The sequence below is a fragment of the Baekduia sp. genome (genome assembly GCF_035685985.1).
In the GTDB taxonomy this organism is placed as follows: Bacteria; Actinomycetota; Thermoleophilia; order Solirubrobacterales; family Solirubrobacteraceae; genus Baekduia.
This window is the reverse complement of sequence record NZ_DASRZV010000023.1, coordinates 1-13806: the sequence shown is the minus strand read 5'-3', so window position 1 is coordinate 13806 and position 13806 is coordinate 1. Positions and strand designations below refer to the sequence as shown.

13 protein-coding genes and 1 pseudogene are annotated in these 13806 nt (G+C 75.0%); 1 reads left to right on the top strand and 13 read right to left on the bottom strand.

Annotated elements, in window-relative coordinates:
• Window position 1 precedes the first annotated feature (1 nt).
• Together VFG42_RS12200 and VFG42_RS12195 are read right to left on the bottom strand one after the other, a co-directional pair.
• Complete coding sequence (locus VFG42_RS12200; protein WP_324908733.1) at window positions 2-907, bottom strand: MaoC/PaaZ C-terminal domain-containing protein; 906 nt, start codon at window positions 905-907, stop codon at window positions 2-4.
• Entirely contained in the window at window positions 904-2259 is a 1356-nt protein-coding gene (locus VFG42_RS12195; protein WP_324908731.1) for a 3-oxoacyl-ACP reductase, read from the bottom strand. The genes VFG42_RS12200 and VFG42_RS12195 overlap by 4 nt, the downstream gene beginning before the upstream one ends.
• Before the next feature lie 28 nt (window positions 2260-2287).
• Here VFG42_RS12195 and VFG42_RS12190 point away from each other — a divergent pair, with 28 nt between their 5' ends.
• On the top strand, window positions 2288-3589 hold the full coding sequence (locus VFG42_RS12190; protein ID WP_324908729.1) for an acetyl-CoA C-acetyltransferase: 1302 nt from the start codon (window positions 2288-2290) through the stop codon (window positions 3587-3589).
• Here the strand turns inward: VFG42_RS12190 and VFG42_RS12185 are convergent.
• The 11 genes and pseudogenes from VFG42_RS12185 to pstB form a co-directional block, all read right to left on the bottom strand.
• Window positions 3586-4845, bottom strand: coding sequence for an acyltransferase (locus tag VFG42_RS12185; RefSeq protein WP_324908727.1), 1260 nt, complete (start codon window positions 4843-4845; stop codon window positions 3586-3588). The two genes, VFG42_RS12190 and VFG42_RS12185, sit on opposite strands and share 4 nt — an antisense overlap.
• A gap of 165 nt (window positions 4846-5010) precedes the next feature.
• A complete protein-coding gene (locus VFG42_RS12180) occupies window positions 5011-7158 on the bottom strand; it encodes an NHL repeat-containing protein (protein ID WP_324908725.1) in 2148 nt (715 codons plus the stop codon).
• Window positions 7159-7237: 79 nt separating this feature from the next.
• Window positions 7238-8539 (bottom strand): ATP-grasp domain-containing protein, encoded by a 1302-nt coding sequence (locus VFG42_RS12175; RefSeq protein WP_324908723.1) that lies wholly within the window; start codon window positions 8537-8539, stop codon window positions 7238-7240.
• Window positions 8540-8668: 129 nt separating this feature from the next.
• The gene (locus VFG42_RS12170; protein ID WP_324908721.1) at window positions 8669-9976 is read right to left on the bottom strand and encodes a transglycosylase SLT domain-containing protein; all 1308 of its coding nucleotides are present in this window, start codon (window positions 9974-9976) and stop codon (window positions 8669-8671) included.
• Entirely contained in the window at window positions 9969-10640 is a 672-nt protein-coding gene (locus VFG42_RS12165; RefSeq protein WP_324908719.1) for a hypothetical protein, read from the bottom strand. The genes VFG42_RS12170 and VFG42_RS12165 overlap by 8 nt, the downstream gene beginning before the upstream one ends.
• Window positions 10637-11050 carry a hypothetical protein gene (locus VFG42_RS12160; RefSeq protein WP_324908717.1) on the bottom strand — a complete coding sequence of 138 codons (414 nt, stop codon included), beginning with the start codon at window positions 11048-11050 and terminating at the stop codon, window positions 10637-10639. Before VFG42_RS12160 ends, VFG42_RS12165 begins: the two co-directional genes overlap by 4 nt.
• Window positions 11047-11424, bottom strand: coding sequence for a hypothetical protein (locus VFG42_RS12155; protein ID WP_324908715.1), 378 nt, complete (start codon window positions 11422-11424; stop codon window positions 11047-11049). Before VFG42_RS12155 ends, VFG42_RS12160 begins: the two co-directional genes overlap by 4 nt.
• Window positions 11425-11479: 55 nt before the next feature.
• A complete protein-coding gene (locus VFG42_RS12150; protein ID WP_324908713.1) occupies window positions 11480-11839 on the bottom strand; it encodes a hypothetical protein in 360 nt (119 codons plus the stop codon).
• Between the two features lie 30 nt (window positions 11840-11869).
• On the bottom strand, window positions 11870-12718 hold the full coding sequence (locus VFG42_RS12145) for a response regulator transcription factor (protein ID WP_324908711.1): 849 nt from the start codon (window positions 12716-12718) through the stop codon (window positions 11870-11872).
• A 98-nt stretch (window positions 12719-12816) separates the two neighbouring features.
• A complete protein-coding gene (phoU, locus tag VFG42_RS12140) occupies window positions 12817-13506 on the bottom strand; it encodes a phosphate signaling complex protein PhoU (RefSeq protein WP_324908709.1) in 690 nt (229 codons plus the stop codon).
• Window positions 13507-13522: 16 nt separating this feature from the next.
• A pseudogene (gene pstB / locus VFG42_RS12135) lies at window positions 13523-13806 on the bottom strand (phosphate ABC transporter ATP-binding protein); the annotation flags it as partial.

Here is a 13806-nt window from a genome sequence, read left to right as displayed (position 1 = left end):
ATCAGGCGACCCGGATGCCTGAGGACCACGCGCCCTCGAGGTGCGGCAGGCCCTTCTTGGCGTCGTGCAGCGCGAAGGCGCGGCCGCCGTCGGCGGCCCGGGTCGAGAAGCCGACGGTCGCCGGCAGCAGCACGGGCAGCTTGAAGCGCACGTCGACGACGAAGGCCTCCGGCAGCTCGGACTCCAGCGCCGCCAGGGCGCGCGCCTTCAGCCACATCCCGTGCGCGATCGCGCACGGCATCCCGAAGACCTTGGCCGACAGGTTGTGCAGGTGGATCGGGTTGCGGTCGCCGGACACCGCGCCGTAGCGGCGGCCGATGTCGGCCGGGACCTTCCAGATCGCCTCGGCGGCGGGCGGCTCCGGACGGTCCTCCTTCGCGCCCCCGCCCCCGGTCCCGCCGCCGCGGCGCAGGTACGTCGACCGGCCCTCCCACACGCGCTCGCCGTCGACCGTGGCCAAGGACACCATGTCGAACTGCTTGCCGCGCGGGTGGTCGCGGAGGTCCTCGGCGTGGACGCGGAAGGACACCGCCTCCCCCACCGCCACCGGACGGACGACCTCGATTCGGTTCTCCACGTGCACCAGCCCGAGCACGCCGAACGGGAACGACGAGTCGGTCATCAGCCGCATCTGCAGCGGGAAGGCCAGGACGTGCAGGTACGTCGGCGGCACCGCGTCGCGCAGCGAGAACCCGCAGACGCGCGCGTAGTCGGCGACGTGGCCGCCGTCCAGCGCCACGTCCTGGAGCGCGAAGGCCAGGTCGGGCAACCCCTTCGCCTGGCCCGGCCCGATCAGGGGTACACCGCGCAGCAGCGGCAGCGCGTAGGTCCCCGCGACCGCGCGCGGGTAGAGCGAGGCCGCGCCGGGCGGGCCGTCGAGCGTGCGGGTCGTGGCGTCGCCGCTCATGCGCCGATCAGCGACTGGCCGCAGACCCGGACGACGTTGCCGTTCACCCCGCCGCTGGCCGGCGACGCGAACCAGGCGATCGTCTCGGCGACGTCGATCGGCAGGCCGCCCTGCGTCAGCGAGTTCATGCGCCGCCCGCCCTCGCGGACGAACAGCGGCATCGCGGCGGTCATCTGCGTCTCGATGAACCCGGGCGCGACCGCGTTGATCGTCGCGCCGCGCTGCGCCAGCTCGGGCGCGAGCGTCTCGACGATCCCGATCACGCCGGCCTTCGACGCGCCGTAGTTCGTCTGGCCGCGGTTGCCCGCGATGCCGCCGATCGACGACACCGTGATGACGCGGCCGCCGTCGCCGATCAGGTTGGCCAACAACAACGCGTCGTTGAGCCGCTCCTGGGCCGACAGGTTGACCTCGAGCACCGCGTCCCAGCGCTCGGGCTTCATCCGCGCCAGCGTGCGGTCGCGCGTGATGCCCGCGTTGTGGACGACGACGTCGACGCCGCCGTGGCGCTCCTGCAGGTGCGCGGCCAGCGCGGCGGGCGCGTCGTCGGCGGTGATGTCGAGCGTCAGCGCCGTGCCGCCGATCGCGTTGGCGACCTTCGCCAGGTCCTCGCCCTGCTGGGGGATGTCGATGACGACAACATGGGCGCCGTCGCGCGCGAGCGTCCGGGCGATCGCCTCGCCGATGCCGCGCGACGCGCCGGTGACCGCGGCGACGCGGCCGGCCTGCGGCGCGTCCCAGTCCTTCGGCGCGTCCGCGCCGCCCTCGTCGACGCGGACGACCTGGCCCGACACGTAGGCCGACTTGGAGGACAAGAGGAAGCGCAGCGTGGACTCCAGCGCGTCCTGCGCGCCGGGCGCGACGTAGACGAGGTTGCCGGTCGCGCCGTGGCGCAGCTCCTTGGCCGCGCTGCGCACGAAGCCCTCCAGCGCGCGCTGGGCGACGTGGTGGCGGCGGTCGGCGGCCTGCTCGGGCGGCGTGCCGAGCACGATCAGGCGGCCGGAGGCGGCGATCCGGTCGATCGCCGGCGAGAAGAACTCGCGCAGCGCGGCGAGGTCCTCGGAGGCGGTGATCCCGGAGGCGTCGAAGACGACCGCGCCGAGCTTGGCGCCCGCGCCCTCGGCGGGCGCCTCGGCGACGGTCCGCGCGCCGGCGTCCTTCAGGACGCGCTCGACGACCGGGAGCAGGCGGTGCTCGGGCGCGCCGCCGATGAGCGCGGGGCCGACGAGCAGCGGTTGCCCCGGCTCGTAGCGGCGCAGCGGCGTCGACTCCGGGAGGCCCAGGCGGCTCGACAGGAAGCGGCCGGGCGGCGTGGACGTGAGGCGTTGGTAGCGATCAGCGGTCGGCGACACGGTTCGATGTTACATTCTTCGATGTCACATGCCTGCCAAGACCAAGAACTCCACCCCCCGCCGCGCCGCGATCCTCGGCGGCAACCGGATCCCGTTCGCGCGCTCGAACGGCCCCTACGCGCAGGCGTCCAACCAGGACATGCTCACCAGCGCGCTCGACGGCCTGATCGCCCGCTTCGGGCTCGCCGGCGAGACCGTCGACGAGGTCGTCGCCGGCGCCGTGCTCAAGCACGCGCGCGACTTCAACCTCGTGCGCGAGTGCGTCATGGGCTCCGCGCTGGACGACGCCACCCCCGCCTTCGACGTCCAGCAGGCCTGCGACACCGGCATCCAGGCGGCCGTGTTGGCCTCCAACAAGATCAAGCTCGGCCAGGCCGACGTGGCGATCGCGGGCGGCGTCGACACGACCTCCGACGCCCCGCTCGGCGTCAACGACGACCTCCGTCGCCTGCTGGTGAAGGTCAACGCCTCCAAGTCGACGGGCGACAAGGTCAAGCTGCTGGCGCACGTGCGCCCGTCGCACCTGGCGCCCGACGTCCCGCGCAACGCCGAGCCGCGCACCGGCCTGTCGATGGGCGAGCACGCCGCGATCACGGCGCGCGCGTGGAACATCTCGCGCGAGGCCCAGGACGAGCTGGCGGCGACCTCGCACCAGCGCCTGGCCGCCGCCTACGACCGCGGGTTCTTCGACGACCTGGTCACGCCCTACCTCGGCCTGTCGCGCGACCAGAACCTGCGCCCGGACTCGACGGTCGAGAAGCTCGCCAAGCTCAAGCCGGTCTTCGGCGTGCGCGACGAGCATCCGACGATGACCGCGGCCAACTCGACGCCGCTGTCGGACGGCGCGTCGGCCGTGCTGCTGTCCACCGACGAGTGGGCCGAGCAGCGCCACTTCCCGGTGCTCGCGCACCTGACGCACTCGCAGACGAGCGCCGTCCCCTACATCCACGGCGACGAGGGCCTGCTGATGGCCCCGGTCTACGCGGTGCCGAAGATGCTCGAGCGCGCCGGGCTGACGTTCGCGGACTTCGACTTCTTCGAGATCCACGAGGCGTTCGCGTCGCAGGTGCTGGCGACGCTGGCCGCCTGGGAGGACGCGGAGTTCTGCCGGGAGCACCTCGGGCTGAAGGGCCCGCTGGGCTCGATCGACCGCGCCAAGCTGAACGTCAACGGCTCGTCGCTGGCCGCCGGCCACCCGTTCGCCGCGACCGGCGGGCGCATCCTGGCCACCGCCGCGAAGCTGCTGGCCGAGAAGGGCTCGGGCCGCGCGCTGATCTCGGTCTGCGCCGCCGGCGGCCAGGGCGTCGTGGCGATCGTCGAGCGCGACTAGCGCGAGTAGCCCTCCGCGGGCCGCGGACGCAGCGCGGGTCGCTCGCCGGTGCGCTGGCGGTGCGGCTCGCGTCGGGTCCGGGGCCGCGCGGTCGTCCGCCGCGCCCAGCGGATCGCCGGCCGCTCGACGCACAGCCACGAGAGCGTGGCCAGCGGGATCGTGATGGCCATCACCTTGAGCAGCTCCTGGCCGAGGGAGTCCTCGGGCCAGCGCTCGGTCATGCGCAGGAAGACGATGACCGGGAAGTGGATCAGGTAGACGCCGTAGGAGATCGCGCCCAGCCACTTCGCGGGCCCGCGCGACAGCAGCCGCGCGCGCCACGGCCCGGCGACGAGGACGGCGAGGACGATCGCCAGGCCGGCGATGCCGGGCGCGTCGCCCACCCACGACCGCACCTCCTTCGTGCTCTGGCCGGTCGCGTGCCACCACGAGTTCGCGACGACCAGCGCGAGGCCGAGGAGCACCAGGCCGCCGGCGGCCCGGCGGTCGAGCATCCCCCGGCCGTGCAGGAGCACCGCGGCCGTCATGCCCGCGCCGAACTCCACGAGGTGCGGCAGCAGCGACGTCGACAGCGTCTCGGGCCAGCGATGGGTGTAGGCGAGGATCGTGGCGAGCACGCCGCCCGCGACGACCAGCAGCGTGAGCGCCGCCAACGCGGCGCGGCGGCCGCTCCGGAGGCCGCCGACGGCCTTGAGCGCCAGGAGGCCGAAGACCGGCAGCGTCGCGTAGAACGACACCTCGATCGCCAGCGTCCACATCGGCGGGTCGAGGTGCTTGATCGTCTCCAGGAAGTGGTTCTCGGCGAAGACGAGGAAGACCGGCAGCTGCGCGGGATCGACCTGCATCGGATGGTCGAGGTGCTTGAGCAGCAGGAAGCTCGCGCCCAGGGCCAGCCAGTAGCCGGGCAGGATCCGGGCCGCGCGGCGGATCATGTAGCGCTTGAGGTTGGGGCCCTTCCCGGCGCCGTCGAGGATCGCCGCGGCGAACGGCCGGAAGATCAAGAACCCCGACAACACGAAGAACAGCTGCACGCCGAGCCGCAGCTCGCCGAGCGAGAAGTCGAGGAAGCCCTTCGGCGGCTTGCCGTCGTCGCCGTAGCTGAACATCCACACGTGCAGGACGAGCACGCCGAGCGCGGCGAGGCCGCGCAGGCCGTCGAGCGCGTCGAGGCGGCCGCCGCCGCTCGCGGGCTTCGCCTCCGCGGACGGACGGCTCGCGCGGGGCGCGGCGGCAGTGGCGGGCTCGGCCGTGGGCATGGGCGGACGGTCGGTCACGGGGCTGAGGGGCGGGCGAGAACGCTCTGGGCAGACGCCGAGCGTCGTCAGGCTCTTGCGCCGCTGTCCGTTGCCGTACCCAGCGGCGCGCTCACTACACGTTAGGAGCTTGCCTCAAGACCGCCTCAAGCGCGGTGAAGATCCCGATCAATGGAAGGTCCAGGTGACCGCCGCGGTGTCCTGGACGCCGTCGCCGGCCGTCGCGGTGACGACGACGCCCGCGGTGACGACCGCAGCGCCCGCGCGCAGGCGGGAGCGGAGCTTCGCGGCGGTGGCGGCCGGGATCTTGATGACGAAGGTCCGGCCGACCCGGGTCGCGGTCGCGTTGTAGGTCTTCGCGCCGCCGTGGCCGTACACGCCGACCGTCGCCTCGCTGACCGACGTGGTGCACGTGCGCTGACAGCTGGCGCGGATCGACCCCAGGCGCGCGGCGGGGCGCGCCACCCGCCGGAGCGTGCGCAGCTTCAGCCCGACCGGCCGCGGCGGACGGCCGGCGACCGCGGTCGGCGCGCTGACGCTGCCGCAGCCGGTGGTCGTGTCGGCGACGTTCGCGAAGCGCACGATCCGGTCGTTGCCGCTGTCGGCGACGACGAGGCCGCCGGCGCAGTCGAGGTCGAGGCCGCGCGGCTCGGCGAGCTGCCCGTCGCCGGTGCCGGGCGCGCCGAGCGTCTGCGCGATCGTCCCGTCGGGCGCGAAGCGCAGGAGGCGGTCGTTGGCGGCGTCGGAGGCCCAGGCGCCGCCGTCCGGCGTGGCGACGAGGCCGGACGGGCGCGACGGCAGGCCGCCCGCCGGACGCGGGACCGCCCAGGTGCCGACGCGGTGGCCGGTCAGGTCGTAGCGCAGGATCGTGCCGTCGGCGGGCTCGTCCTGGTGGGGCGAGGTGCCCTCGGCGACCGCGATCGTGCCGTCGGCCAGCGCGGCGATCGCGTTCGCGGAGCGGCCGAACGGCAGCTTGACGCCGAGCCAGGTCGGCGTCCGGCCCTGCTCGATCCGCGCGAAGCGGCCGTCGGCCCGCGCCGCCCACTGGGCGCCGTCGGGCGCGACGTCGATCGTCGCGGCGCCGGGGCCGCTGCCGGGGTCGTTGCGCAGCAGCCGCCGGACCGCGCCGGCGGCGTACTCGCGGACCTCTCCCCCGTCGGCGACCCGCACCGCGTGGTCGCCGGCGAAGTCAATGCCATTGGGTGAGCTGACGACCGCGGTCGACTCCTGGAAGGACCGGCTCTGCGCCCAGCCGCCGTAGTAGGCGCCGCCGAGCGAGAACCACGAGATGCGGCCGTTGCCGTCGGCGACCGCGACCTCGCCGAGCGCGTTGACGGCGACGTCGGCGGGCGCCGTGACGTGCGGCGGCTTGCGGCCGTCGAGGCCGATCGCGCGGACGAAGCGGCCGGTGGCGGTGAACTGCTGGACGCGGTCGTTGCCGGCGTCGGCGACGACCAGGCCGCCGCCGTGCAGCACCGCGACGGCGCGCGGGAAGACGAACCGCCCGTGGCCGCTGCCCTGGGTCCCCCACGCGCGGACGCGCTTCAGGCGACGGTCGAGCTGGACGATCCGGTGCAGGTTGTTGTCGGCGACGTACGCACCGCCGCGCGCGTCGAGGGCGACGTCGTAGGGGAAGCGCAGCTCGACGCCCGCGCTGTCGCGGACGAGGCGGCCGGTGGTGGTGTCCAGCTCGGCGATCCGGTGGTGGCCGTCGTCGGCGACGAGCAGCCGCGTGCCCTTGACCGCGAGGCCCTGCGGCGTGTCGAGCTTGCCCTTGCCGAAGATCTTGGGGTTCTTGCCGTCGAGCGTGAAGCGCTGCACGCGGTCGTTGCCCGTGTCGGCGACGTAGACGAAGCCGCCGGCGACCGCGATCCCGCCGCTGGCCGACGACGCCGCGTAGGCCCCGGAGCCGGTGCGCATCCGGCCGGGCCCGCTGCCGTTGCCGCCGAAGCAGCGCAGCGACGCGCCGTCGGGGCCGAAGACCTGCACGAGCTGCTGGTCGGAGTCCAACACGTAGGTGTTGCCCTGGGTGTCGGCGGCGAGGCCGCCGACCGCGCCGAGCCGCCCGCAGCCCTGGCCGCGCAGGCCGAAGGCGCCGACCAGCCGGCCGTCGCGGAACCGCTGGACGCGGCCCGAGAAGTGGTCGCCGACGAGCAGATCGCCGTCGGGCGCGACCGCCACGGCCTCGGGCAGCCGCAGGACGCCGGGCGCGTCGCCGAAGCTCGTGGTTGCCGTCGAGGCCTGCCCGGCGTCCGCCGCCACGGCGCTGCCGGCCAGCGCGACGACGGTGCCCAAGAGCGCGATTCGCCCGATCATGGCGCGGCACGCTAGTGGTGACGGACGCCGTGCACATCAGGGAGATCCCTGATCGCGAGCGCTGCGCGGCGCGGCCGGATCAGGCCGCGCTCAGCGCGTCGCGCCCGTCCAGGTCGTCGGCGTCGCCATCGTCCTCGCCCGCCCGCGACGCCTTCCGGGGCGCGTCCTGCACCGCCTCGCCGACGACGACCACGTCGTGCTCGACCGCGCGGCGCATCGCCAGCAGCGCCTCGTGGTCGGCCGCGACGCCCTCGACGGTGAACACGCACTCGTCGGTGCCCAGGCGCCAGTCGATCTCCGAGCCGGGGCCGAAGTTGAGGACGACCTGGCTCACGCCGGGTCGCGCGCGCAGCTCGTCGAGGCCGTCGATCGAGACGACCCGGCGGTGCTCCCGCGGAAGCTGGCGGAAGAACAGGTAGCCGACGCCGGTCGTCGGCGGCAGCGGCGCGACGTCCTCCTGGACGTCGAGCGCGCCGCGCAGCGCCATCGGCAGCAGCTCGACCCCGGCGACGTCGCGCAGCATCTCGGGGACGCCGCCGCCGATGCGGCCGTTGACCTCGATCACGCGCGGGCCGTCCGGCGTCATCTTGACCTCGGTGTGCAGGCACCCGCGCTCGACGCCCAGCGCCTGCAGCGCGGCGGTCGCCAGGTCGAGCGCGGCCCGGCGCTCGTCGGCGGGCATCGCGGCCGGGATGAACATGCCGGTCTCGCGCAGCGGCGCGGCCGGCGGGAAGCGCCCGGTGACCGCGAGGTGGCGCGGGCGGCCGGCGACGACGACGCTCTCGACCGAGACGTAGTCGGCGACGTCGTCGCCCTCGGTCGCCGCGCCCGGGCGGTCGCCCAGGTACTCCTCCAGCTGCAGCGCGTCGCGGTCGGCGGGCGCGTGGCGGGCGACGTCGTCCAGCGCGGCGACCAGCTCCGCGCGCGAGCGGACCAGCACGGTGTTGCGGCTGCAGTCCGACCGGCGCGGCTTCATGACGGCGGGGAAGGTCGCGGCGCCGAGCAGCGCGCTGAGGCTCTCGCGGTCCCGCCGCGGCGGGACGGGCAGCACGGCGGGCATCGGGACGCCGCCGGCGGCCAGCGCGGCGCGCTGGGCACGCTTGTCGCTGAGGGCCGCCGCGGTCTCGGGCGAGAAGCCCGGCAGCCCCAGGCGCTGGGCGACCTCGGCGGTCCAGCTCAGCAGCTGGTCGTGCAGCGCGAGGATGCCGTCGGGCCGGGCCTCGGCGATCCGGGCGGCCGCCGCGTCGTGGCCGAGGCCGGTGACGTCGACGACGTCGCCCAGGCGCCGCAGCAGCGGCACCATCGACGACGTCTCGCCGAGGTCGTGGTCGACGATCCACACGAGGTCGCAGACGCCGTCGGCGGCCGCCTTGACGTCCATGGTCGCGAACGATCTCGGGTGGTACGCGAACGCGAGCCTCTTCACGCGGAACTCCCCCTGTCGCTTTCGTGCCGGTTCCTCGGAGAACATGCCCATTCCTTGAGCCGTTGGTCAGGCACCGGACAGTACTCACGAGACGAGCCGCACCGCCAGCCCGATGTCAGCCGACGCGGGATCGCGCGCGCCGCCGAGCAGGCCGAGGATCGCGCTGACGTAGGCGACGGTCTCGGGGATCGACGGGATGCAGCCGCACGCGGCGACCGGCCGCGGCCCCGCGTTGTAGGCGGCCAGCGCGAGCGGGACCGAGCCGAACCGCGCGAGCAGGTCGTGCATCAGGTGCGCCTGGGCCATGATCGCGGCCTCGCCGTCGAACGGATCGGTCAGGTTGTAGTCCTTGGCCGTGTCCGGCATGAGCTGCGCGATCCCCCGCGCGCCCGCCGACGAGATCGCATAGGGGTTGAAACGCGACTCCTGGAAGAGCTGCGCGGCGAGCAGCGCGGCGCCGACGTTCCAGCGCTGCGCGGCGCGCGAGATCGCGGGCGCCCAGCGCTCGGGGACGAACGACGGGACGCCGGAGCGCCCGTCGCCAGGGCCGTAGCCGACGCTGCGCGAGCCCGCGGCGCGCGTGTAGCCGTAGTGCCACGGCTCCCAGTCGTAGCGCTGGACGAAGCCGAACCGGCGCGCGTTGGCCGCCAGCCACGCGTAGGCCGACGCCGGGCCCAGGTCCAGCTCGGTGCCGAGCCGGTGCAGCGACGTCCCCGGCCGCGCGACCCACCTCGGATCCGGATGGGCGGCGAAGAGCGCCGCCTGCTCGGCGTCGCCGCGGTAGGCGCTGGTGATGACCAGCGCGACGCCGTCGCGCCGGGCGGCCGCCGCGAGGCGGTCGAAGGCCGACGCGACGTCCGGGCGCATGCGCTTGCCCTGCCGCTCGGCGAACGGTCCGGAGTACGCGCCCGACAGGCTCGCGCCCGCCGTCGGCGTGATGACCGGGGCGATCTCGGCGACCGCCCGCGCGGGCGCGGCGAGACGGCGTCCGGCGACCGTCATCGGGTCGGAGATCGCGATCGCGATGCGCGTCGGCGCGAGCGCCGAGGCGTCGGGGAACGCGACGGCGACCCGGCGGACGCCGTTGCGCCGCGCGGTCGCGATCGCCGCCTCCCGCGCCAGCGCGAGGTACCGCGCCTTCTCGAGGTGGCGCGGGTTCGGCACGCCGTGGTCCAGCTCGGCCGGCTCGAAGACCCGCGGCCGCGCGGCGCGCATGGCCTCCGCGCCCGCCAGCGCGATGACGTCCGCGATGCCCCGACGCTCCTGGTGGGCGCCGATCCCGGCGGCCAGCGCCGCCAGCAGCGCGCCGCCGAGGACGAGCGCCAGCACGAGCGCGAGCAGCAGGACGAGCGCCTGGCCGTCCTCGTCGCGCGGCGCTCGCGCCTCACGCATCGTCGCCTCCGCCCAGCGCCGCGGCGGCCGCCGCGCGCAGCCGCGGCGAGACCGACCGTCCGGTGATCGCCACGAGCCGCGCGAGCGCCGTGTCGGGCAGGTCGAGCCGCGCGACGCCCCGCCCCAGCCGGGCGGCGGCGGTCGCCGCCAGCTCGGAGAGCCCGGACGGCGCGTCCGGCGCGGGGACGACCACCAGGCGATCCAGCGCCGCGAGGACCGCGTCCAGCGCCGGCGGCCGCGGCCCGGCGACGAGCACGACGAGCGGCAGGTCGTCGATCGCGGCGTGCGTGCGCTCGATCGCCGCGCGGGCCGCGGCCGGCTCCGGCGGCAGCGCGACCGTCACCACCCGTCCGCGCGCGCTCGCGGGCAGCCCGCGCCGGTCCAGGCGCTCGGCCAGGCGGCGCGCGCCCCGGGTCGCGAGCGCGAGCGCCGCGCGGGGCGCCTCGGGGCACGCGCCGTCCCATCGGCAGACGACCGCGCACCGCGCGCGCCGACCGCGCGCGACGGCGACCGCCAACGCCACCGCGGCGACCTCGCCCTCCCGCGCCGGGCCGAGCACGCCGACGGTCGCCGGAACGGCGCGCTCGGCCACGCGCCGGACCGGCGCCGCCGCGTCCGGCGCGAGGAACAGCTCCCGCAGTCGGCCCGCCACGTGGGCGCTCACGCCGCGCCCGCCGCGACGACGTGGCGGGTCGGGGTGCCCGGAGCACGCGCCTCCGGCACGGGCCCCGCGTCGGCCTCCGCCGTCGCCCACAGCAGCCGCGCGGTCCCCGGCAGGAACGCGCGCGGCGCGACGCGCACGCGCACGTGGCGGCCGTCGACGGTCACCGCCATCCGCGAGCGCGACCACGACGGCGCCGCGGCGCGGGCGGCGTCCGCCGGGTCGCCGGTGCGCTGGAGCACGGCGGCCGCCGCGGCCTCCGCCGCGCCGGACGCGGCGGAGCGCGCCGCGCCCGTGGCCAGCAGCTGCGCCAGGCTCAGCAGGACGAGCAGGATCAGCGGCAGCATCCCGAGCAGCTCGATCGACGACTGGCCGTCGCACGCGCCGAACCGGGCGCGAGCGCGCCGGATCATCGCTGCGGCTCCATGTGGGCCCGGCCGACCGCCGACCCCAGCCGCGCGCCCCCGAGCAGGCTCGGGATCGCCAGCCGCACGGTCACCGTGGCGTCGCGCGAGGACGACACCGACACCCCGGACCGCGACGGACGCAACGCGCCCGGCACCGCCGCCCGGGCCGCCGCCACCGGGTCCTGCCCCAGCGCCGCCGCCCGCGCGCCCTCGCGCGCGGCGACCGACGCCAACCACCAGCTCGTCCCCGCCAGGAGGGCCTGGAAGGCGAGGGCGGCGATCAGCCCGAAGACCGGGAGGACCGCCAGCAGCTCGACGGAGGCCTGGCCGCCGTCGTCGTCGTCGGAGTCGAACTCGCGGGCGCGCGTGAGGATCCACATGGGCGGGACGCTCCCGCCCGAGGGGTCACGGCGCTACGCGGGTCTGCGGCGAAGCTCAGTAGCCGTAGGAGCGGTGGTGCCGCCACACGGCGTAGGCGCCCGCCACCGCCCCGGCGAACAGCAGCACGAGCACGACGCTGCCGATCGCGGTCTGGGTCAGCTTGGACCGTCCCGCGAAGGCCACGACCACCGCGCCCAGCGACGCGTAGGCGATCGCCCGATGCTGGTCGCCCAGCGAGAAGACCGCCACGCGGTTCTCGCGGTAGAAGCGGATCCCCAGCAGGACGAACGCGGTCATGATCCCGATCGACAGCAGCGCCAGCACGAGGCCCGCGGCATCCCCGCCGCCCGGCAGGAAGGCGACCACCGCCGCGACCGCGACGAGGATCAGCACGTTGCGCGCCGTCTTGCTCACGACCCGCAGGATACGCCGCTCGGGCGGGCGCTAGGAGGTCAGCGCCCGCAGCTCGGCCTCGACGTCGTCGGCGCCGAGCGCCAGCGTCGCCGGGGCCGGACCGTCGGCCGGCTCGGCATGGGCGGCCGCGACCTCGCGCGACTCCGCCATCGAGCCCTCGACCGCCTCCGCCGCGAAGCGGTAGCCGACGCCGAAGTGCGTGTGGATGTAGCGCCACTCCGGCGACGCCTTCTCCAGCTTCTGGCGCAGCTTGCGGACGAACACGTCGACCGAGCGATCCCCGCGCGCCATCGCGTAGCCCCACACGCGCTGGTAGATCTCCTCGCGCTCCAGGACGCGGCCCTCGGACCCGGCCAGCAGCTCGATCAGCTCGAACTCGCGTCGCGTGAGGTCGACCGAGCGCCCGTCCACGAACGCCTGGAAGCGGTCGGAGCGGATCTCCAGCTCGCCCGCGGCGACCGGCCCGCGCTCGGCCCGCGCGTCGGCGCGGCGACGACGCCGCACGACCGCCTCGACCCGCGCGATCAGCTCCTCCGGATGGCAGGGCTTCGACAGCCAGTCGTCGGCCCCGAGCCGCAGGCCGCGGACGCGCTGGGCGACCGTCGACTGCCCGGTGCACACGACGACCCCCAGGCCCGGCAACTCCGAGCAGAGCCGGTGCAGGTACTCCCACCCGCTCGGCCCGAGGACGGCCAGGTCCACCACCAGCGCGCTCAAGCGCATCGCGACGATGGTCTCGACCGGGACCGCGGACGCGAGCGTCCGATGCTCCCAGCCGAGGCGCTCGAGCCGCTTGTCCAACACCTGCAGGAAGCCCGAGTCGGTGTCGATGACGGCGAGCCGCAGGGGCTGCGCCGACGTGCCTCGTTCCGTCGTCATCTCGCCCGGCAGTCTAGACGCACGCCTCGACAACTGGCCCAGAAATCCAGTCGTCGGTCACAACAAAATCACAACTGATCTCGCGGTCGTGACGGGCGTCACAAGTTCGCCCGCGGCTGCGACGAGTCCGAGAACTCGCGGAACAGCCCCGTGACCACGAACGCCGTCTGCTCGCCGATGTCCACGGCGTTGTCGCCCACGCGCTCCAGCGCCCGGGCGACCATCACCATGTGCATGCCCCACTCGCGCGTGTCGGGATCGGTCCCGATGTCGATCGCGAGCTGGAAGATCTCGCGGTTGAGCAGGTTGATCTCGCGGTCCTGCCGGACGAGGTCCTCGGCCAGCTCGACGTCGCGCTGCGCGAACGCCCTCTTGGCCTGCCCGGCCTCGCTGCGCGCCGCGCGCCCCATGCGGAGGATCCGCTCCAGGACCTCCTCGCGGACCGGCGGCTCGTGGCCGGTGAGCGGGATCGTCTTGGCGATGTTCACGCACTGGTCGCCCATGCGCTCGACGTGCTTGATGACGTGCAGCAGCGCGGCGATCAGCCGCAGGTCCCCCGCGACGGGCGACTGGCGCGCGAGCAGCGACAGGATCCCCTGGTGGACCTCCAGGTAGCGGCCGTCGATGCGGTCGTCGTCGGCTACGACCATCGCAGCCAGCTCGACGTCCTGGTAGCTGACGGACTCCAGCGCCCGGTCGAGCTGCCCGATCACGAGATCGAGGCCGCCGAGGACCTGGCGCTCCAGCTCCTTGAGGTCCTCGCGGAATTGGTGGCGCGTCTCCTGCATCGCAGATCAGGTCCTTTCAGCCGAACTTGCCGGTGACGTAGCGCTCGGTGCGCTCGTCGGACGGATTGGTGAAGAGCTTGGTCGTCTCCGCGTGCTCCACGACCTCGCCGTCGAGCATGAACACGGTTGACTTGGCCACGCGCGCCGCCTGCTGCATGTTGTGGGTGACGATGACGATCGTGTACCGCGCCTTCAGCGTGTGGATGAGGTCCTCGATCGAGGCGGTCGCGATGGGGTCGAGTGCCGAGGCGGGCTCGTCCAGCAGGATGACGTCGGGCTCGATCGCGATCGTCCGCGCGA

Coding starts and splice junctions, on each gene's coding strand:
- phoU (WP_324908709.1), bottom strand. CDS start 13,506: ATGCAGGAGACGCGCCACCAATTCCGCGAGGACCTCAAGGAGCTGGAG.
- VFG42_RS12160 (WP_324908717.1), bottom strand. CDS start 11,050: ATGATCCGGCGCGCTCGCGCCCGGTTCGGCGCGTGCGACGGCCAGTCG.
- VFG42_RS12185 (WP_324908727.1), bottom strand. CDS start 4,845: ATGCCCACGGCCGAGCCCGCCACTGCCGCCGCGCCCCGCGCGAGCCGT.
- VFG42_RS12170 (WP_324908721.1), bottom strand. CDS start 9,976: ATGCGTGAGGCGCGAGCGCCGCGCGACGAGGACGGCCAGGCGCTCGTC.
- VFG42_RS12155 (WP_324908715.1), bottom strand. CDS start 11,424: ATGTGGATCCTCACGCGCGCCCGCGAGTTCGACTCCGACGACGACGAC.
- VFG42_RS12180 (WP_324908725.1), bottom strand. CDS start 7,158: ATGATCGGGCGAATCGCGCTCTTGGGCACCGTCGTCGCGCTGGCCGGC.
- VFG42_RS12175 (WP_324908723.1), bottom strand. CDS start 8,539: ATGGACGTCAAGGCGGCCGCCGACGGCGTCTGCGACCTCGTGTGGATC.
- VFG42_RS12200 (WP_324908733.1), bottom strand. CDS start 907: ATGAGCGGCGACGCCACGACCCGCACGCTCGACGGCCCGCCCGGCGCG.
- VFG42_RS12190 (WP_324908729.1), top strand. CDS start 2,288: ATGCCTGCCAAGACCAAGAACTCCACCCCCCGCCGCGCCGCGATCCTC.
- VFG42_RS12145 (WP_324908711.1), bottom strand. CDS start 12,718: ATGACGACGGAACGAGGCACGTCGGCGCAGCCCCTGCGGCTCGCCGTC.